Below are 17,518 nucleotides of genomic sequence, written 5' to 3' on the forward strand. Positions count from 1 at the left end.
ATCTTTGATGGCAAATATAGGCAAACATAGTAAATTCAAAAGAATAAAAAAATAGCCTAATCACTGATTTAACAGCAATTAGGCTAATATCGGATAATATAAGATATTCAAGTAAGGAGAGTACAGGATTTGAACCTGCGCGCCGGTATAAGCCGGTTCGACGGATTTCGAGTCCGTTGCATTACCACTCTGCCAACTCTCCAGAACGTTATTTATTATAACAGACTTCTAATGAACTGAACAGAGTAAAACGCAAAAAAGCTTACGCGTGCCGACATTCTATTTAATCCCTAATATCCCCTGAATCAACTTGCCAGTCCTTTGCGTCAGCGATTTTCTGTTTAACTATGTGTGTTAAACAGCTAACACACTGTTGAATGTTTTTGAAAATACTTGATAAAGCAGTCGGAATACGGTTAAATCCCGTCCACCTAGATATACCGTTTTGATTTAAATGGGCTAGTAACGCAATTAAGCCGCTAATTTCCCGATTATTAAATTTATTGAATCATATTTCTTTTTATAAAAAAATTCGTTATACTTAAAGAATCTTAAATGATAGAGGTTTATTAATATGAAGATTTCTTATCGCAAACTACCGTTTTTATTCAACTTAATTTTCTTATTTGTGACGGTTTTACAATCTTTGATTATCCTGGTGGTTAACCCCCACGTTACGAAATTCATTCCCACTTATATGGATGCCATGGCAAAAGTATGGTGGCTGTGCATTGTGGCTATTATTTTGCATATTATTGCTTATTTATTATCACTCGATCAGAATCTGATTTTACTAGCGCACTTATGTGCAATCGTGGCTTATATCATCTTGATTTTAGTCCCCAATTTATTGCTAGTTGCCCTGTTCTTACTAGTGATTAGCTTAATCATTTCATTTAAAGTCTATCATTTCCATTACCGAACCCCTGCTTAGTCCTCATGCGAGGACTATTTTTTTATGCGCTAAACCTTTTAATTTATGGTATAATTAGTTTGAATTTAAAACAAAAGAGGTTCTAGTGATGAAACGGTTAACTGCAATTCTATCCTTATTGATATTTTGTTTGCTGCTTTTTGTAAGCCCTTACTTATTCGATAGAGGTATGCGCTTTTCTAATCATCATCAACAAACTGCCATCCGCTTCGAAGTTTGCCGGCATCCTAAGGTCCATCACGCCGTCGATCGTGATGGAAGTGAGCAAAAATTAACCGTTTTTAACTACCGCTGCGAACAGTTCTTTAATCAACTAACGCTTACGCCTGAAGCCTTCTACGCCGTAGCCGGATTTCTTGGTTTTACCATCTTGATGCTCTTATTAGAACCACTGCTTGCCCTTCTAATGACTCTCAAAAAAGGCCCGCAACCCAAAAAGGCACAATCCCATACCCCACAGAAGCATCAGATTGCGCCTTATAAATGGCATTTATTAGATTAGTTTAAATTCAACTTTTGGTAAGTATAATGGCCCTCTTTTAGCGATTGATTCGCATATGGTGTCTCATTAAGCAAAGCCACGTATTCTTGGGCCCGCTGTTCTGAACTAAACGCCCGAATCATTTTACTTTTTTCATAATAAAGGGGGTTTGCTTGATATAAAACAACGTAGATCCATTGATTCATCTGTTATCACCTAACTTTATCAGCCACATAAAGAAAGACCAACTCGTAATGAGTCGGCCTTTTTTAATGTCATCTTAACGACGAGCTTCTTTGATACGAGCTGCCTTACCGCGTAATGCACGTAAGTAGTATAACTTAGCACGACGTACACGGCCATGACGAGTAACTTCGATTTTAGCAACACGTGGTGAGTGTAATGGGAATGTTCTTTCAACACCCACACCGCTACTGATTTTACGAACAGTGTAAGTTTCACTCACGCCAACACCGTGACGCTTGATAACAACACCTTCGAATAATTGGATACGTTCACGAGTACCTTCGACAACCCGTACGTGGACCCGTACGTTGTCCCCAGGACGGAAGTCAGGAATATCTGAACGTAATTGAGACTTAGTAATTTCTTGAATTAATGGATTCATCTTGAATCTCTCCTTTTTCCACAGATATTCATTAACGTCTTGCGCCAGCGGAATACCGTTGTTTTGTGACTAATCATCACAGTTTTTAATTTTAGCATAATTAAGCCGAGAATAAAAGGCTTATTTTTCAGTTGTTTCTTGCTTAATTTCTTGTAACCAGTGCAATTGGTCCTTGGTCAACGTCATCTTCGCTAATAGATCTGGGCGGCGTTCATATGTCCGCTTTAAAGACATCTTCTCGCGCCACTCGTTAATGAGCCGATGATTACCGTTCATCAGAACTTCTGGCACCTTCAACCCGCGGTATTCTGGTGGTCGTGTATATTGTGGATGCTCCAATAGGCCGGTCGAAAAAGAATCCGTAACAGCTGATTGTTCATTACCCAAGACACCGGGGACAAGACGCGAAATTGCATCAATCATCACCATTGCGCCCAGTTCACCCCCAGTGATGACAAAATCGCCTAATGAGACTTCATCAGTCACTAAAGTGCGAATCCGTTCATCATAACCTTCGTAATGCCCACAGATAAATACTAAATGCTCTTCTTGAGCAAATTCTTCAGCAACCTTTTGATTAAACGTCACGCCTGCCGGATCAAGTAAAATAACTCGTTTGTGCCCCGGATTTTTAGCATTTACCTGGTCCATTGCTTCAAAAATCGGCTGAGGCCGTAATAACATGCCAGCGCCACCACCATACGGCGCATCATCGACCGAGTTGTGTTTATTGACTGAAAAATTACGAAAATCCGTTACTTCTAGGTCAATCAAATCACGCTCAATCGCCTTGCCGATAATCGATTGGGATAAACCATTTTGAACCATATCTGGAAATAAACTCAAGACATCAATCTTCATTATCAATCAATCCTTCTGGTACTTCAACGTAGGCTTTGCCCGCTTCAATATCAATTTTCTTAACGATCGTTTTCAAAAATGGTAAAAGTAAGTCTGAACGACCACGACGCTTGATAACCCACACGTCATTGGGCCCTGGATCGATAATTTCTGAGACTTTCCCATATCTAGTGCCATCGACTTCTTCAATAACTTCTAAGCCGATTATATCACCGTAATAGAATTCATCCTCTTCTAAATCATCTTCGCGTTGACTTGCTGCAATCTTTAAATTATGGCCTTTGAACTGTTCAACATCATTAATATTGCCCATTCCTTCAAACTGTAATAGATAGAATTGCTTGTGTTGGCGCATTGCCGCCACTTTGACATCTATGAGACCATTGGGCATTTCTACGGCAAGTTGTACGCCTTTTTTGAATCGTGACTCTGTAAAATCAGTTGTCGCGATGACCCGCACTTCACCACGAATGCCGTGGGTATTGACAATTTTACCAACTTGATAGTATTTTTCTGGCATTTAATTTCTCCTTAATCGACAAAAAACGTCTAAATAAAACATCTCTGCTTCATTTAAACGTTTTTGTTAGGCATCTACAATATTTAAACGGACCCGTTTTTGGTATGGTGCTTTCACACTATAGACAATGGTACGGATGGACTGTGCAACTCGTCCTTGCTTGCCAATTACGCGGCCGATATCAGTTGGATTAACCTGTAAGTCAAATTCCATAAAACGTTCCGTCTCATGTTCAGTCAATTTGACGTCTTCCGGATGTTCGACAAGTGGCTGAACAATTGCAATAATTAGTTCCTTCACGTCTGTCATAACGAATCCCTACTTTTTAGCGAAGCGTGCTTCGTGATATTTTTGCATAATCCCTTGTTTTGATAAAAGATTACGAACAGTATCAGAAGGTTGTGCGCCTTTTTGTAACCAATCCATGATAACTTCTTCTTCTAACTTCAAGTCAACTGGTTCTGTTAATGGATTGTAATAACCTACTTGTTGGATAAAGCGACCATCACGTGGTGAACGTGAATCTGCAACAACGATCCGGTAGAATGGGCGTTTCTTTGAACCCATACGTTTCATACGAATTTTAACTGACATTAATGCCACCTCCTATTAATTCTTTAACATGTCATAATATACCAAATTTCAAACGCCGTGTAAAGTGTTTTTTCTTTACAGGACAATTTTTTTTAAGATTTAAACCGACGCGCGTTCTTAAGACGTTTCTTCTTGTTTTTCTTTTGCTTTTTCATCATTGAATTCATGGCCATCTTACCCATTTTTCCTTTAATACCGTTGCCCATTAACCCTTCCATACCGTTGAAGTTTCCCTTTGACATTTGGTTCATCATCTTCTTCGATTGATTGAACTGCTTAATCATCCGATTGACTTCAACGATTGGGCGCCCAGCGCCAGCAGCTAAGCGACGGCGGCGACTAGGGTTCAACAAGTCAGGATTTTCCCGTTCTTGGGGGGTCATTGATTGAACAATGGCCTTCATATGGGCCATGTCTTTCGGATCCATCTTGATGTTCTTAAGTTGCGGGTTATTGGCCATCCCCGGAATCATCTTTATGATATCTTCCAAAGGTCCCATGTTCTGTAATTGATCCATTTGATCCAAGAAATCGTTAAAATCAAAGCTGTTTTCCTTGATTTTTTCAGCCATGTCAGCTGCTTTTTGTTCGTCATAATCTTGTTGGGCTTTTTCAATCAAGCTCAACATATCGCCCATCCCCAAGATGCGACTACTCATCCGGTCTGGATAAAAAATATCGAGTTGGTCTAATTTTTCACCTTGACCAGTGAACTTAATTGGCTTGCCTGTTACGGCGCGAATTGAAAGGGCTGCCCCACCACGGGTATCGCCATCTAACTTGGTTAGGACGACCCCTGTGACATCTAACCGACTGTTAAAGCCTTCAGCAACGTCAACAGCTGCCTGACCGGTCATGGCATCCACCGTTAACAGAATTTCATTTGGGTGAGCTAATTCATTAATATCAGCTAATTCTTGCATCAAGGCTTCATCAATTTGTAATCGACCAGCCGTATCAATTAAAACGTAATCGTTCTTTTGTAAGGCGGCTTGCGCTAACCCTTGACGGACGATTTCAACTGGATTAACATCCGTCCCCATTTCAAAAACTTGTGCGTCAACTTGCTGGCCGACCGTCTTTAATTGTTCAATCGCAGCTGGCCGATAAACATCAGCCGCAATCATTAGTGGACGGGCTTTTTCATTTTGGATTAAATATTTTGCTAACTTCCCAGCCGTGGTTGTTTTCCCGGCCCCTTGTAACCCAACCATCATAATGATTGTCGGAATATGGGGGGCTTTGTTTAACGGCACAGCCGTTTCACCCATCATCTTGGTTAATTCTTCATCCACAATTTTAACGATTTGTTGTGCAGGCGATAAGCTATCAAGGACTTCTGCCCCAATCGCGCGGTCTTTGACCACTTTAATAAAGTCTTTAACGACTTTAAAGTTAACATCGGCTTCTAATAATGCAAGCCGAATCTCACGCATCGCTTGGTTGACGTCTGTTTCAGTAATCTTTCCTTTGCGCCGAAGCTTACTCAATGCGCCTTGTAATCGTTCCGTTAGCCCTTCAAATGCCATTTTTTATCAGTCCTTTAAGTTAATTATTGTTCGGTTAAATTCAGTAAGTCAGCCAACAAGCGCATCAGTTCTTGATCATCTGGATAATGCGCTTGAACGTACTTTTGTAGCGTATCTGCACTGGCATTTTGCTGCTCATAATTACGATAAAGATGTAACTTTTCTTCGTAACTTTCTAAGATTTTCTCAGTCCGCCGAATGTTGTCATAGACCGCTTGCCGACTAACGTTGTATTCAGCAGCAATTTCGCCGAGAGAAAAATCATCCCCATAATATAAAGAAATATAACTATGTTGTTTTGCCGTTAAAAGTGCGCCATAAAATTCGAACAATGAATTCATCCGTGCGTTTTGTGCGAGTTCCATTTGACGCCTCCTAGACTTAGTTTGACCTAATTATTAGAGTACCGATTTTAATGGGCTTAGTCAACGTTTTATTGCGTGATTTAGTTAGAAGTTTGTGCATTAATTATCTTTTCACTAGTATAAACGAAAAATCATGCTAAAATAGAAATGTAAGCTTTTTCATAACTTAATTTGAAATTTCTATGGAGGTTTTATGATGGTAGCAACAATTATCTATTGGGGCGTGACATGTGCATTAATCGGTTGGGGCATTTGGAGCTTAATCTTCTCAATCATCTATTTAAAGAATAAGGAAAATGGTAATCTGTGGTTCTTCGCTATTTTAAACACCCTAGCCTTACTATTTGGGCTATTATTCTGGTGGGTTTTCAACAACCACGCTTGGCAAGAATACTGGTTGGTTCAGGCAACCGCAACAAATCGGCTACTGGGTAGCATTTTAATTGCCTATGTGGTCCTAATTATCGCTCAAGTGATTTTAGGACGCGAACCAAAAATCAAATCCGCTTAATAATTAAAAAGAGGACCGCCATTTTGGCTGGTTCTTTTTTTATGCTGTATCATATTTCTAATAATCACTTTGACACCACCAATTAAAGGCCAGCTTGCATTTGAAAACACCGTGCTATCTTACAACCACAATCAAAAAATAGCGATACCGTCAGTTACCTGATGATAATCGCTATTTTTAAAATCTATTGTAGTAACAATGTAACATAAATCGTAATAATTAATAAATCAGCACTGCCTCCGAGACTATAATATCCTTGCGTCGCCTCTTGATCTAATTTCAATAACCCTTTTTGACCTAGTGGTGTAGCGACACCGCCAGCTGCAACAATCGCTGCTGCTTGTGCCTGGACATCTTTTAATGTCTGTAAACGACCACTTCGCTTTACTAAGTTGGAATCTTCCGAAACACTGATAATTTTCATCAATGTATTCAATAAGCGGACATTCCAATCACCAGTCTGTTTTTGCAAATAAGGATAGGCTACTTCAAAAATGGTTGGATAGCCAGCTTGTGCTTCACCACGGATTCCAACTAGACCATACTTCAGATACATTTTTTCACCATTAGTGAGTTGTGCTAATTGTTTGTGATGAAGTGTTTTAAAATCATTCTCAACTAATCCAGCCAACATCTTTCGAATGGCTTGACTGAGTGCTGTTGCCGATAATGTCCTTTTTTGTTGCAAATAACCCGTTACACTCAATAAAATTCCCAGTGAGAAAATCGCACCTTTATGCGTATTAACCCCGTTAGTCGCTTGGTACATCGCCTCTTCAGCCTGCATCCCTAAGGGCCGAATTTGAGCCATTAAGGCGGTTAAATCCACCTGATTAAATGTTTCCCCTACGCGAACAAATTGTTCAAAAAAAGGTAACAACACGACGCTACTATCAATGAACGTAAAGAAATCCATATCCGTATGTGTCTTGTGATCAATTGGATCCACTAATCCTGGTTTAGGATGACAACTTACTTCATATAAAAGTGCGCGTTGCGCAAATTGCGCGATTTCTTGGGGTGTTTTCATCTAATTAGTCTCCATAAATAACTGATATTGTTGGTTAATCACCGCTTGTAATTCCGCCACCGTATGCCGGCGACTTCTAGCACAAACCTTAGCAGCTTGCTGACATAATAAACAGCGACGGGTTGGCTGTCCTAATGCTTTTCGACTGATTGGTTGTCCTTGTTGTAGAGCTGATTGCCAAATCAAAACATCAACATCAAATAATCGACCTAAAGTATGTTGATCTTCAAACATGACAGCTTGCTGTTTAATAGCCAAGGGCAAGCCCTCTACAATTAAAAACGTCTCAGGACCAGTTGGTTTCGCCCAATCTATTTGTCGACAAATAACCATATTTTGTTCAAAAGCAGCTAGCCCTGCCAAAAATAAGCGTGTTAAATCAGCATTATTCTTAATGGGGCCTGGGATATTGAGCTTTAAAACGACAACGCTCTGGTTTTGACTGGCATCAACAACTAACTGATTTTGTAATTCAACTCGCTGATCTCGATTCTTTAACACTGCAGTAATGTCTTGCGGCGTTCCTGTTGCAAATAGATTAAGCATTTCACTAGTCCTTTACTTGGTAAACTACATCCATTAAAGTCCCATCACGGTATTCAATCAAAGCAACTGGCTTATCTGTGAACGCTAATGGGGCCGCTTGGCCGACAATTTTAGCCGCTTTTTGGCGGAGTTCTTCAATCGTAAATACTGGAACACCAGGGATATTAACTAACGATTTAAGCAAATCCTTCCGTTTAGGATTAATCGCAATCCCTAATTCTGTCACTAAAACATCAATTGAATCCCCTGGTGTAACAACCGTTGTCACATCATCAACAACTGTTGCAATTCTCCCTCTGACAATTGGGGCTGAAATAATCGTTAACTTGGCATTAGCAGCATCTTGATGGCCCCCGATTGCCCCACGTAAAACACCGTCTGAGCCAGTCATCACATTAACGTTAAATTTCGTATCAATTTCAAGCGCTGATAAGATGCAGACATCTAGTTGGTTCACCGCAGCCCCCTTGTTGTTAGGATCTGCATACCAAGAAGCATCAATTTCTTGTTGATTTTCGGTAATCGCCATGCTATCAGCAGCCCCTTTATCAAAATCTTGAACATCTAAAATTTTGCCGACGAGGCCTTCATTTAATAAATCTACAGTAGGCTTGGTAATCCCCCCCAGAGCAAATGAAGCTGTGATTGATTTTTTCAACATTGACTCGCGTAAATAACGCGTAACAGCTAATGCAGCGCCACCAGAGCCTGTTTGGAATGAGAAGCCTTGTTTGAAATAAGGAGAATGTGTGATGACCGCATTTACCATTTCAGCAATTTTTAATTCCTTAGGATCTTTGGTAAAGCGGGTTGCACCTGAACCAATTTTCTCCGGATCCCCCACTTTATCCACTTTCACCACATAATCAACTTGTGTTTGTTTGATACTAGCAGGTGTGTTGGGATATGGCATAAGCGTGTCAGTTAATAAAACGACCTTATCTGCATACTGTGCATCTATTAAAGCATAACCTAATGAACCAAAAACAGCATTGCCTTTAATCGCGTTTGCATTACCAACTTCATCAGAATTGGGAACCCCTAAGAAGGCAACATCAATCTTGATATCACCACTTTCAATGGCCCGTGCACGGTTACCATGTGAACGCAAAATAACCGGATTTTCCAAACCACCATGCGATACTAAATCCCCTAATTCGCCACGCATTCCAGATGATGTAATATGGGTGACAACACCCGCTTTGATTGCTTTAACAACCATTTTATTCATCACATTTGTAAGCGAACTTGGTGCTAAAGTTAAGCCTTTAAAACCTTGATCAATCAAGATTTGCATAACCGCATTAAACACGTAATCCCCTTCACGGAAATGGTGGTGGAATGAAATTGTCATGCCATCTTTGAGACCAACTTTTTTAATAACAGCTTCAATTGACGATACTAACTTGGCGTGCCCTTGATCAACGGTTACTTTAGGTGCCACCCGTTGAATTTCGGGATGCCCAATTTCAACCGTTTTAAATGGTTGATAACGCATTTTCTCCATTAAATCATCTGGTAATTCTCGTTGTACATTATTCAGCATGCCAATTTCCCTCCTGATCAACTAAGTGTGATGCTTTTGCCAACATCATCGTCCGTTGTGCGCGAGCAACTACCGGTTTATCAACCATCTTACCGTTCAAGGCAATAACCCCTGAACCTTTAATCCGCGCTTCTTCGATGGCATTTAAAACATCCTTTGCATTTTGAACGTCTTTTTCAGTTGGTGCATAAATCGCATTAACTAGCGGAATTTGGCGTGGATTAATAACTGATTTACCATCAAAACCAAGTTCATGAATTAATTCAACCTCGTGTTTAAAGCCAGCTTCGTTATCAACATCTGAATACACAGTATCAAAAGCGGCAATACCAGCAGCTCTAGCACCATGTAAAATCATATTACGAGCAAATGATAATTCTGCACCATCAGGATAACGGTGGGTCTTCATATTAGTAACGTAATCTTCAGCACCAATTGCAATTCCGATTAATCGATCTGAAGCTTTCGCAATTGCTGGTGCATTTAAAACACCTTCAGCACTTTCGATGGCGGCCATCATCTTGGTGGTTTTAAGCGGTATATTAAAATAAGCTTCAGCTTCAGCAATCACCGCTTCTGTTTCCAAGACATCATCAACAGTTTCAGTCTTTGGTAATCGAATAACATCCACACCAGCTTTAACCATTGCAAAGATGTCTGGTCGGCCAAATGGCGTTTCCAAATCATTAATTCTGACAACCAACTCAGTATCACCATAATCAACTGTTTGCAAAGCTTGCATCACTAGCATTCTAGCAGCGTCTTTTTCAGCAAGTGAGACTGAGTCTTCTAAATCGAACATGACTGAGTCAGCTCCGTAAATCCCCGCATCTTTCAACATCCCCGGGTTATTACCTGGTACAAACATCATCGTCCGTCGTAAACGTTCCATTAGCCTAGTACCTCCCAATCTGGATCATTTTGTTTGTCGATTGCCCGTTGAATGGCTGTGATCAAGCGCGCTTTAATCGTACAATCTAAAGCGCCTTTATCGACCGCTTTCAGTTTAACGTTTGTAATGCCGTACTGCTCTAAGATGGTGCGCATTAATGTTCGAATTTGTGTCCCAAATTGTTTTTCAACCGCACTTTCTAATTCAATTTCAGTTGGCCCCTCAATTTTAGAAAGCATGATTTGGATATCGCTTGATTCTAGTGTACCTGCAATTGCTGTATGTTTAATTTCCATCAACTTGCATCCCTTTCTGAATTCTGGCTTGTAAAGTAGCCTGATTTTGTTTAATGAATTGATACGTCGTTGCTGGGACGAACGTACGAATCGTCTCAATGGCGCCACTTTGAATGGCTTTTCTGACTTGTGTTGCTGAAATGACTTGTTCCGCTGTTTCCAGCCTTGGGATCACTTCAACAATGACCTCTGGTGGTAAATTAGCTTGTAACGCTTTGTTGTAAAGGGCCGTTGTTTTAGAGAAAGGTTCTTCGCCTAAAAAACGTTGTCGAATATTCAACTGTGTGGCAATTTTTTTAAACAATTGGGCATCCAAAGCGGTTTGATATTCTATGACATCTTGTGACTCTGGCAGAAAATATGAAGGGAACGTTGCATAACTAACCATATACTCACTACTTGAGACGACGACAACGTTGGGTAAATCTGCAAGTCCTTTTTGAACCAGTTTAAATCGTTCTTCAGTTGTAAATAGCGACACATCCTGACTAACAACGAAAATATAGACAAAATCACTCTTTTGAGCAGCTTGTGTCACCAAATAACGATGACCTAACGTAAATGGATTAGCATTCATTACAATCGCACTAATCATTCGCGTAGATTGATTCTCTAAGCGTGGCACCTGGGCAATAAATTGTTGCAAAGAAACATCCCCGGCTTCCAATAAGACAGCTAAGGCAGTTTCAGCCAAAACCTTAAAACCAACAAATTCAAAGCTTTTCCGGTAAATTGGTTTGGTAAAAACAAAGAAATGAAAAATGCCTTGCTGGGTTAGGGCGTTGATCAACGCCGAAATAATATCGTTAAACAACTTACCATCTTGATAGTTTGCATCAACGGCAATATATTTTAAAACATTTTTTTGATAGGCACCAGTTGCAATCAGTCGTTGGTCTTCAAAAATACCGAAACAACCGTCGACATCAACAGATACTTGAGATGAACCTTTAATTCCTTCTTGCGCAAGTAACGCGGCCCATTGTTTATAATAATGTGTCTCTTTTAAATTTAGTTTTTTTAGTTGTTGAGCGTAATTCATTAAAAACTCCTTTTAAGCAAATAATCGCATCAAGAATATTGATAATGTTACTGTGATAGCCCCACCTAGACGGACAGCTACTTGTGCAAATGGCATTAAAACCATACGATCGCCTGCTGCCAAAATGGCTAAAGCACCTGTTCCACCTTGGCCACTACAACATGATACCGCAATCGCTGTATCAACTGGGTACATTCCCAAAAATTTAGCACTAAAAAATGCAGCAGTGACAATTCCAGTAACTGTGACAACAATCGTGATCAGCATTGGTACATTCGTAAAGACTGTAATCAATGATTTCCAAGGGGTCATCGCCACCCCAACACCAAATAATAATGGCGGTGTGATTCCTTTAACCGTTAAGCTGTATAATGAACTCCCACCAGCTTGTAAGCTCGCTGGAATCCAGCCCAACATTTTAGCAGCCATCACGACAATTAATAAAACAATTGGTGCTGGTAAATGAATCACACTATTGACCCAAACCCCTAATAAGTAGAGTGCAACGGCTAAAATACCAGATACTAACATTTTTTCGATGTCAGCACCATTTGATTTTTGCGTTAAATTATCAAGCCCTGATTCAGCTTCATCTGACGCCACAAGCCGGCCATTACCAGTCCATTCTGGATGCACGTCACCGATTTTTTTCAAAATACCAGCTAAGATAACGGCTACTAAACTCCCTAGCATAACACAAGGTAAAATCATCGCGAAAATCTTAGGTTGGGTCATTGAAATAATGGCTGCATAACCTAATGACAATGGCAAAGCACCTTCGCCAACACCGCCGGCCATAATTGGTGCAACAACATAAAAGTAACTCTTCCATACAGAAAGCCCTAATAATGTTCCAACTGCAATCCCTAAAATTGGACCAACGCATTCACAAATTAATAAAACAACAATAATTCTAGTACTCGCTTAATCAAAGTTTTGCGGTTCATTGCACTGATACTACCAACAATCAATAAAGCGATGAAAAACGCTAAAAAATTGTTACGTGTCATAAAATTTGTTACAACATGAACAGTACTTTTAGGTAGCCAATTCTGATAAACTAAATACGATGGTAAGAAGGTAACGACCAACACTTTACCACCTAATGATTTCAAGACCGGAATGTGCTTTCCAACTTCTTCAAGAATAAATGAAAATAAAGTCATAATGCCTAAAGCACCTAACATATCATCTGGCATTTGATTTCCCATTGTTAATAGGATGTAGCCCAGTGTTAAGATTAAATAGAGTGGCATTGGAATAATACCAATGTGTAATGCAATAAATTTTTGGAATAAATTCTGATTGTTTACAGTTTTCTTTGCTTCCATATCAAAGACTCCATTCTAAAATCATTATTTATACTGCTTTACTGCTTCAACGACTGTTTCAACGACACCATCATCAAAAACACCCGGCACTATTTTTTCGTTAGTTGGTGCTTTAATCATATTAGCCAGTGCTTTGGCAATCTCGGCTTCCATGCCAGTTTCAAAGTGGGTCACATGGTTTTCAAGTAAGCCTCTAAAAAGGCCTGGAAATGCTAGAATATTATTCACTTGATTGGGATAGGCTGAGCTGCCGGTGGCAACCACTGCCGCGCCCGCTTTTTGTGCTAATGCTGGTTCAATTTCTGGAATTGGATTAGCTAATGCAAAAATAATGGGATCAGTTGCCATTGATTTGACCATTGCTTCCGTTACGATTCCCCCTACTGATAAACCAATCAGTACATTTTGGTCAACCAATGCTTCTGCTAAGGTGTGCGCCTGTGTGTTTGGCTTAACTGACTGAACAAATTTTAATTGGTAGTTATTTAGGCTGGTACTTTGATTGCGAATTACCCCTTTTTGATCGACTAGTGTGATATTGCGAATACCTACACTAGCCAATAGCTTAGCTGTTGCTAGTCCTGAAGCCCCAGCCCCATTAACAACCACCTTTAAATCAGCCAATGATTTATCAACAACTTTAGCAGCGTTAATTAGCCCTGCTAATACAACAATCGCTGTTCCTTCTTGATCATCGTGATATACTGGAATATCGAGCACCTGATTCAATTGATCCTCAATTTCAAAACATCTAGGTGCCTTGATATCTTCCAAATGAATACCAGCAAAACTTTTACTGATATTCTTAACCGTTTGAACGAATTCAGGAACGGATGTTTGATCCAATGCTAGTGGAATCGCATTGACGTCCGCTAATTCTTTATATAATAGCGCTTTCCCTTCAACGACTGGTAACCCCCCTTGGGGACCAATATCACCTAAGCCAAGGACGGCGGAACCATCTGTAATGATTGCAATTAACTTGCCACTAACTGTATATTGGCGTGCAAGGGATGTATCTTGTTGAATTAATTTACTCAACTCAGCAACCCCTGGTGTATATGCTTTCCCTAAATCTGTTCTATTCTTCACAGGTAGTTCACCGTGAATACTCAAAACGCCCGTATGCTTTCGATGTAGCGCTTTCATTTCGTCAAGAGCCATTTGTACAACCTCCAATTTAAAATATTTTAAAAAAATATAATATTTTTGAAATATTTTAAATTAATGATACTTCTAATTGTTCATTTTGTAAATAGAAAGCGCTATATTTAATATATATTTTTTCATCTTTTACTAAACTAATTCAAGGAGATTACTATGTCAGAACCAACTAACACTGATTTATTGATTAATATTGCCCAAGATTTCTATATCAGTCAATTAACGATTGCTGATATTTCAGCTAAATATCACGTTAGTCGTTACAAAATTTCAAAATATCTAGATGAAGCATTAGCTAAAAATATTGTTTCGATTACGATTAGATCACCGTTTACTCGCAGTCCAGAGCTTGAAAAACAACTCAGTATCAGCTATCCTGGCCACCACTTTTACGTACTTGCTAACACAGAAGAAAATAGCAATGATTCTGACCGTTTCTACACCTTTGCAGCGCAAAATGTTCAAAAACTCATTGAACCCTTAAAAATTATTGGTCTCAGTTGGGGAGACACCGTTTATAATGTCATTGAACGGTTTAAACCTATCACTAAAGAACAACTCATTTTTACGCAATTTATGGGTGAAAATGGTAAATACAACTCACTTGCTGGTTCGATGCGGATGGTTCAAAAAGCGGCCAATAAATATAATAGTCAATATTCAACATTAAATGCGCCGCTCTATATTCTTAACGATCAAGTCCGCCAACTGTTGGCCCTTGAACCGGCAATCCAGCCAACTTTAACAACGGCGCATCAAATGGACCTTATCTTGACCACCTTAGGAACGATGGCATCCTTAGAATCGATTCCTAGTTGGCACGATAGTCTAGCTGCCCTATTCCCTAAACTCAACGTAAAACAAGTCGTTGGATTACTCTATGGCCGGCCATTCGATCAAAATGGTCACTTTCTAATCGATTCTGCTGCTGATAAAACTTTTGGTATTTCAATCGATAATATTCTTCAAGTCCCGATTCGCGTTGGTGTCGTTAATAATAAATTTAAGAGTCATGCTGTGGCTGCTGCATTGCGTGGTAATTTCTTAACAGATGTTATCCTCGATGAACCGACCGCAACTAAGATTTTAGCGTCAAACGTTTAATAGCAACCAAAAAGGCATCAAGACAAATTAATATCTGTCTTGATGCCTTTTTAAGCTTTAATAAATGTTAATAGCACCTGATTAAACACAGCGGCTTGCTCAGCCATCACGATGTGCCCAGCTTCTTCAATGATTGCAAAGTGTCCATCAGCTCCCATTTGAGCGACTACTTCAGCAAATGCTGGATTAAAATAGGGACTTTTGGCACCAGCAATTATTAAGTACGGTTGCGTACTCTGGCGAATAACATCCCGCCAATCTTGAAATGCATGATCCACTAATAACGGTAGATCTAGTTCCCTATCAAATGGGGACTGCTGCTTAACTGCGGTAACTAATGAATTAGTCACTGCATCAATCTTCCGATAGGTTGCACGTCCAAAGTCTAATCTAAGTTGGCTTGGAAAACTTGACCAAGTTAAGTCCTTAAACCCATAATCCCAAGTTTCATCAGCAATCATCTTAGGTGACTGGTCAATGGCAACCACTTTTGCCAATTGTTTATCCGAATAAAGTGACATGTAAGCCCAAATACAAGCGGCCCCCATTGAATTCCCCACCAAGATTGGTTTATCTAATCCAAGTGCTGAAATGAATTCAGCAATATCTTTGGCCATTCGTGACATTCTTAAGCCCTTCACCGTGTGCTGTGATAAGCCTTGATTGCGAACATCTAGCTGAATAACCCGAAATTGACAAGCCTCAAAGAAGGTTGCTTGCGCATGCCAAATTTCTTTAGAAGCGCCAAAACCGGCTAAGAAAAGAATTGGTTGTCCCATTCCTACATCTGAATAATCAAGTGTCACTTTGTCAGAAGTTATAAATTTCATTTAATCGCCTGACTAACATCAGTAGCAGCTGTTTTTTGGGGCCCATCGCCGACAATGATGTCCTTGAACAAGCCATAAACAAACCGGTTGGGATCAAAGAGTTGTAAGTCGTTCATTTGTTCTCCCAGACCAACCATTTTGACTGGTAAGTGGAGTTCTGTGCGAACGGCCAACACAATGCCCCCTTTCGCTGAACCATCTAACTTGGTTAAGACAATCCCACTCACATCGGTTGTTTGCTTGAATTGTTTAGCTTGGATTAAAGCATTTTGTCCAGTTGTTGCATCTAAAACTAGCAAGACTTCTTGCGGCGCTGCTGGCACTTCACGAGTGATAATCCGTTTCACTTTTTCCAATTCTTTCATCAAATTGACGTTGTTTTGCAACCGTCCGGCCGTATCAACCAATAAAATATCAAATTGTTCCGCTTTAGCACGCTTAACCGCGTCGTAGACAACCGACGCTGGATCACTGCCCGCTACACTGGCCATAACAGGGACATTATCCCGGCGTCCCCATTCTTGTAGTTGTTCAATGGCCCCGGCTCTAAAGGTATCCCCGGCCGCTAATAAGACCTTTTTACCCGCTTTTTCCAATTGATGGGCAAACTTCCCGATTGAAGTTGTTTTCCCGGCGCCATTGACCCCCACGAATAAGAAGACGGTTAATTCTCCTTGTGGAGCGAAATGCAATTGATTATCTTCTGCTTGACCTTCTTGACCATACAAATCAACTAACTTTTCAACAATTGCTTGCGACACAGCTTCTGGTTTCTTAACATTGCGCAACTTCACCTCATCCCGCAATTCGTCAGCAATCTTCATCGCTGTTTCATAGCCAACATCGGCTTCAATTAACATTTCTTCGACATCATCGAAAAAGGCTTCATCAACACTTCTAAAATTAGCGAACAATGCATTTAACCGTTGACCGAATGTGAGCCGTGACTTTTCTAAACCGGCATCATACTTTTCCGTTTCAGCAGCTTGCACGTCACCCGGAGCTTCTTCCGGGGTCTGTGTAGCTGGTTCTTCAGTTGCCACGGGTATTTCAACTGGTGCCGGTTGGTCAGGCGTTTTTGCTGGTGGCATAACCGGTGATAGTGTTTCTGAATCATCTTCAGTCGCTAAACTAGCTGGTTCATCGGTTTCCGTTTTCTCAGCCGCCGAAGTTGTTGCAAAAGCTTGTGGTTCAACCGGCGTAGCGTCTGGTTCAGTCGACGTTTCCGGTGTTGTTTGGTCTTGTTCAACTGGTGTTTCTTTTTCTGGTTCGCCTGAAAATGCTTTTTTAATACGATCAAATAATCCCATGATT

The 17,518-nt window shown here is 40.2% G+C and carries 21 protein-coding genes, 1 tRNA gene and 1 pseudogene; 4 read left to right on the forward strand and 19 right to left on the reverse strand.

Features of this window, described 5'->3' with window-relative positions:
- Positions 1–114 precede the first annotated feature (114 nt).
- Positions 115–202 (reverse strand) — tRNA-Ser (locus tag J7Q78_RS05985).
- A 372-nt stretch (positions 203–574) separates the two neighbouring features.
- Between J7Q78_RS05985 and J7Q78_RS05990 the strand changes: the two genes are divergently transcribed.
- Both J7Q78_RS05990 and J7Q78_RS05995 read left to right on the forward strand, forming a co-directional pair.
- On the forward strand, positions 575–934 hold the full coding sequence (locus tag J7Q78_RS05990) for a hypothetical protein (protein ID WP_154242701.1): 360 nt from the start codon (positions 575–577) through the stop codon (positions 932–934).
- An 88-nt stretch (positions 935–1,022) separates the two neighbouring features.
- Positions 1,023–1,436 carry a hypothetical protein gene (locus J7Q78_RS05995; RefSeq protein ID WP_208422148.1) on the forward strand — a complete coding sequence of 138 codons (414 nt, stop codon included), beginning with the start codon at positions 1,023–1,025 and terminating at the stop codon, positions 1,434–1,436.
- On the opposite strand, the gene J7Q78_RS06000 is transcribed toward J7Q78_RS05995, so the two are convergent.
- From J7Q78_RS06000 to J7Q78_RS06035, 8 genes are all read right to left on the reverse strand, one after another.
- Positions 1,433–1,621 carry a hypothetical protein gene (locus J7Q78_RS06000; RefSeq protein WP_154242699.1) on the reverse strand — a complete coding sequence of 63 codons (189 nt, stop codon included), beginning with the start codon at positions 1,619–1,621 and terminating at the stop codon, positions 1,433–1,435. The genes J7Q78_RS05995 and J7Q78_RS06000 overlap by 4 nt on opposite strands.
- 74 nt (positions 1,622–1,695) lie before the next feature.
- A complete protein-coding gene (gene rplS, locus J7Q78_RS06005) occupies positions 1,696–2,043 on the reverse strand; it encodes a 50S ribosomal protein L19 (protein ID WP_154242698.1) in 348 nt (115 codons plus the stop codon).
- 120 nt (positions 2,044–2,163) lie between these two features.
- Positions 2,164–2,904, reverse strand: a complete 741-nt coding sequence (trmD, locus tag J7Q78_RS06010; RefSeq protein WP_154242697.1) for a tRNA (guanosine(37)-N1)-methyltransferase TrmD — start codon at positions 2,902–2,904, stop codon at positions 2,164–2,166.
- Complete coding sequence (rimM, locus tag J7Q78_RS06015; RefSeq protein ID WP_208422149.1) at positions 2,894–3,424, reverse strand: ribosome maturation factor RimM; 531 nt, start codon at positions 3,422–3,424, stop codon at positions 2,894–2,896. Before rimM ends, trmD begins: the two co-directional genes overlap by 11 nt.
- A 66-nt stretch (positions 3,425–3,490) precedes the next feature.
- Positions 3,491–3,733: a KH domain-containing protein gene (locus tag J7Q78_RS06020; RefSeq protein ID WP_154242694.1), complete on the reverse strand. Its 243-nt coding sequence runs from the start codon at positions 3,731–3,733 to the stop codon at positions 3,491–3,493.
- Positions 3,734–3,742: 9 nt separating this feature from the next.
- Positions 3,743–4,018, reverse strand: a complete 276-nt coding sequence (gene rpsP, locus J7Q78_RS06025) for a 30S ribosomal protein S16 (protein ID WP_011374423.1) — start codon at positions 4,016–4,018, stop codon at positions 3,743–3,745.
- Between the two features lie 92 nt (positions 4,019–4,110).
- Entirely contained in the window at positions 4,111–5,547 is a 1,437-nt protein-coding gene (gene ffh, locus J7Q78_RS06030; RefSeq protein WP_154242693.1) for a signal recognition particle protein, read from the reverse strand.
- A gap of 23 nt (positions 5,548–5,570) precedes the next feature.
- A complete protein-coding gene (locus tag J7Q78_RS06035; RefSeq protein WP_154242692.1) occupies positions 5,571–5,912 on the reverse strand; it encodes a putative DNA-binding protein in 342 nt (113 codons plus the stop codon).
- Between the two features lie 196 nt (positions 5,913–6,108).
- Between J7Q78_RS06035 and J7Q78_RS06040 the strand changes: the two genes are divergently transcribed.
- On the forward strand, positions 6,109–6,423 hold the full coding sequence (locus J7Q78_RS06040) for a hypothetical protein (protein ID WP_173011562.1): 315 nt from the start codon (positions 6,109–6,111) through the stop codon (positions 6,421–6,423).
- Between the two features lie 184 nt (positions 6,424–6,607).
- Here the strand turns inward: J7Q78_RS06040 and citG are convergent, their stop codons facing one another.
- From citG to J7Q78_RS06080, 8 genes and pseudogenes are all read right to left on the reverse strand, one after another.
- Positions 6,608–7,453 (reverse strand): triphosphoribosyl-dephospho-CoA synthase CitG, encoded by an 846-nt coding sequence (citG, locus tag J7Q78_RS06045; protein ID WP_208422150.1) that lies wholly within the window; start codon positions 7,451–7,453, stop codon positions 6,608–6,610.
- On the reverse strand, positions 7,454–7,999 hold the full coding sequence (gene citX, locus J7Q78_RS06050; RefSeq protein WP_154242689.1) for a citrate lyase holo-[acyl-carrier protein] synthase: 546 nt from the start codon (positions 7,997–7,999) through the stop codon (positions 7,454–7,456). It lies immediately after the preceding gene.
- A gap of 4 nt (positions 8,000–8,003) precedes the next feature.
- Positions 8,004–9,545 carry a citrate lyase subunit alpha gene (gene citF / locus J7Q78_RS06055; protein WP_208422151.1) on the reverse strand — a complete coding sequence of 514 codons (1,542 nt, stop codon included), beginning with the start codon at positions 9,543–9,545 and terminating at the stop codon, positions 8,004–8,006.
- Positions 9,535–10,437, reverse strand: a complete 903-nt coding sequence (gene citE / locus J7Q78_RS06060) for a citrate (pro-3S)-lyase subunit beta (RefSeq protein ID WP_154242687.1) — start codon at positions 10,435–10,437, stop codon at positions 9,535–9,537. Before citE ends, citF begins: the two co-directional genes overlap by 11 nt.
- The gene (gene citD, locus J7Q78_RS06065; RefSeq protein WP_057907777.1) at positions 10,437–10,733 is read right to left on the reverse strand and encodes a citrate lyase acyl carrier protein; all 297 of its coding nucleotides are present in this window, start codon (positions 10,731–10,733) and stop codon (positions 10,437–10,439) included. Before citD ends, citE begins: the two co-directional genes overlap by 1 nt.
- Positions 10,723–11,775 (reverse strand): [citrate (pro-3S)-lyase] ligase, encoded by a 1,053-nt coding sequence (gene citC / locus J7Q78_RS06070; protein WP_154242686.1) that lies wholly within the window; start codon positions 11,773–11,775, stop codon positions 10,723–10,725. Before citC ends, citD begins: the two co-directional genes overlap by 11 nt.
- 12 nt (positions 11,776–11,787) lie before the next feature.
- Positions 11,788–13,106, reverse strand: a pseudogene (locus tag J7Q78_RS10090) (2-hydroxycarboxylate transporter family protein).
- A 24-nt stretch (positions 13,107–13,130) separates the two neighbouring features.
- Positions 13,131–14,270: an NAD(P)-dependent malic enzyme gene (locus J7Q78_RS06080; protein WP_154242684.1), complete on the reverse strand. Its 1,140-nt coding sequence runs from the start codon at positions 14,268–14,270 to the stop codon at positions 13,131–13,133.
- A gap of 156 nt (positions 14,271–14,426) precedes the next feature.
- Here J7Q78_RS06080 and J7Q78_RS06085 point away from each other — a divergent pair, with 156 nt between their 5' ends.
- Complete coding sequence (locus J7Q78_RS06085; protein ID WP_208422152.1) at positions 14,427–15,374, forward strand: sugar-binding transcriptional regulator; 948 nt, start codon at positions 14,427–14,429, stop codon at positions 15,372–15,374.
- 50 nt (positions 15,375–15,424) lie between these two features.
- Here J7Q78_RS06085 and J7Q78_RS06090 read toward each other — a convergent pair whose 3' ends face one another.
- Positions 15,425–16,204 (reverse strand): alpha/beta fold hydrolase, encoded by a 780-nt coding sequence (locus J7Q78_RS06090; protein ID WP_208422153.1) that lies wholly within the window; start codon positions 16,202–16,204, stop codon positions 15,425–15,427.
- The gene (gene ftsY, locus J7Q78_RS06095; RefSeq protein WP_208422154.1) at positions 16,201–17,514 is read right to left on the reverse strand and encodes a signal recognition particle-docking protein FtsY; all 1,314 of its coding nucleotides are present in this window, start codon (positions 17,512–17,514) and stop codon (positions 16,201–16,203) included. The genes J7Q78_RS06090 and ftsY overlap by 4 nt, the downstream gene beginning before the upstream one ends.
- Positions 17,515–17,518: the final 4 nt, after the last annotated feature.

The organism is Latilactobacillus fragifolii (assembly GCF_905332535.1).
Lineage (GTDB): Bacteria > Bacillota > Bacilli > Lactobacillales > Lactobacillaceae > Latilactobacillus > Latilactobacillus fragifolii.

What these genes read in the sequence shown, in the direction of transcription:
- trmD (WP_154242697.1), bottom strand. Translation starts at nt 2,904, where the DNA reads ATGAAGATTGATGTCTTGAGTTTATTTCCAGATATGGTTCAAAATGGT.
- rimM (WP_208422149.1), bottom strand. Translation starts at nt 3,424, where the DNA reads ATGCCAGAAAAATACTATCAAGTTGGTAAAATTGTCAATACCCACGGC.
- citX (WP_154242689.1), bottom strand. Translation starts at nt 7,999, where the DNA reads ATGCTTAATCTATTTGCAACAGGAACGCCGCAAGACATTACTGCAGTG.
- citD (WP_057907777.1), bottom strand. Translation starts at nt 10,733, where the DNA reads ATGGAAATTAAACATACAGCAATTGCAGGTACACTAGAATCAAGCGAT.
- J7Q78_RS06090 (WP_208422153.1), bottom strand. Translation starts at nt 16,204, where the DNA reads ATGAAATTTATAACTTCTGACAAAGTGACACTTGATTATTCAGATGTA.
- J7Q78_RS06080 (WP_154242684.1), bottom strand. Translation starts at nt 14,270, where the DNA reads ATGGCTCTTGACGAAATGAAAGCGCTACATCGAAAGCATACGGGCGTT.
- citG (WP_208422150.1), bottom strand. Translation starts at nt 7,453, where the DNA reads ATGAAAACACCCCAAGAAATCGCGCAATTTGCGCAACGCGCACTTTTA.
- citE (WP_154242687.1), bottom strand. Translation starts at nt 10,437, where the DNA reads ATGGAACGTTTACGACGGACGATGATGTTTGTACCAGGTAATAACCCG.
- J7Q78_RS06085 (WP_208422152.1), top strand. Translation starts at nt 14,427, where the DNA reads ATGTCAGAACCAACTAACACTGATTTATTGATTAATATTGCCCAAGAT.
- J7Q78_RS05990 (WP_154242701.1), top strand. Translation starts at nt 575, where the DNA reads ATGAAGATTTCTTATCGCAAACTACCGTTTTTATTCAACTTAATTTTC.
- J7Q78_RS06000 (WP_154242699.1), bottom strand. Translation starts at nt 1,621, where the DNA reads ATGAATCAATGGATCTACGTTGTTTTATATCAAGCAAACCCCCTTTAT.
- ftsY (WP_208422154.1), bottom strand. Translation starts at nt 17,514, where the DNA reads ATGGGATTATTTGATCGTATTAAAAAAGCATTTTCAGGCGAACCAGAA.
- J7Q78_RS05995 (WP_208422148.1), top strand. Translation starts at nt 1,023, where the DNA reads ATGAAACGGTTAACTGCAATTCTATCCTTATTGATATTTTGTTTGCTG.
- rplS (WP_154242698.1), bottom strand. Translation starts at nt 2,043, where the DNA reads ATGAATCCATTAATTCAAGAAATTACTAAGTCTCAATTACGTTCAGAT.
- J7Q78_RS06040 (WP_173011562.1), top strand. Translation starts at nt 6,109, where the DNA reads ATGGTAGCAACAATTATCTATTGGGGCGTGACATGTGCATTAATCGGT.
- rpsP (WP_011374423.1), bottom strand. Translation starts at nt 4,018, where the DNA reads ATGTCAGTTAAAATTCGTATGAAACGTATGGGTTCAAAGAAACGCCCA.
- J7Q78_RS06035 (WP_154242692.1), bottom strand. Translation starts at nt 5,912, where the DNA reads ATGGAACTCGCACAAAACGCACGGATGAATTCATTGTTCGAATTTTAT.
- ffh (WP_154242693.1), bottom strand. Translation starts at nt 5,547, where the DNA reads ATGGCATTTGAAGGGCTAACGGAACGATTACAAGGCGCATTGAGTAAG.
- J7Q78_RS06020 (WP_154242694.1), bottom strand. Translation starts at nt 3,733, where the DNA reads ATGACAGACGTGAAGGAACTAATTATTGCAATTGTTCAGCCACTTGTC.
- citC (WP_154242686.1), bottom strand. Translation starts at nt 11,775, where the DNA reads ATGAATTACGCTCAACAACTAAAAAAACTAAATTTAAAAGAGACACAT.
- citF (WP_208422151.1), bottom strand. Translation starts at nt 9,545, where the DNA reads ATGCTGAATAATGTACAACGAGAATTACCAGATGATTTAATGGAGAAA.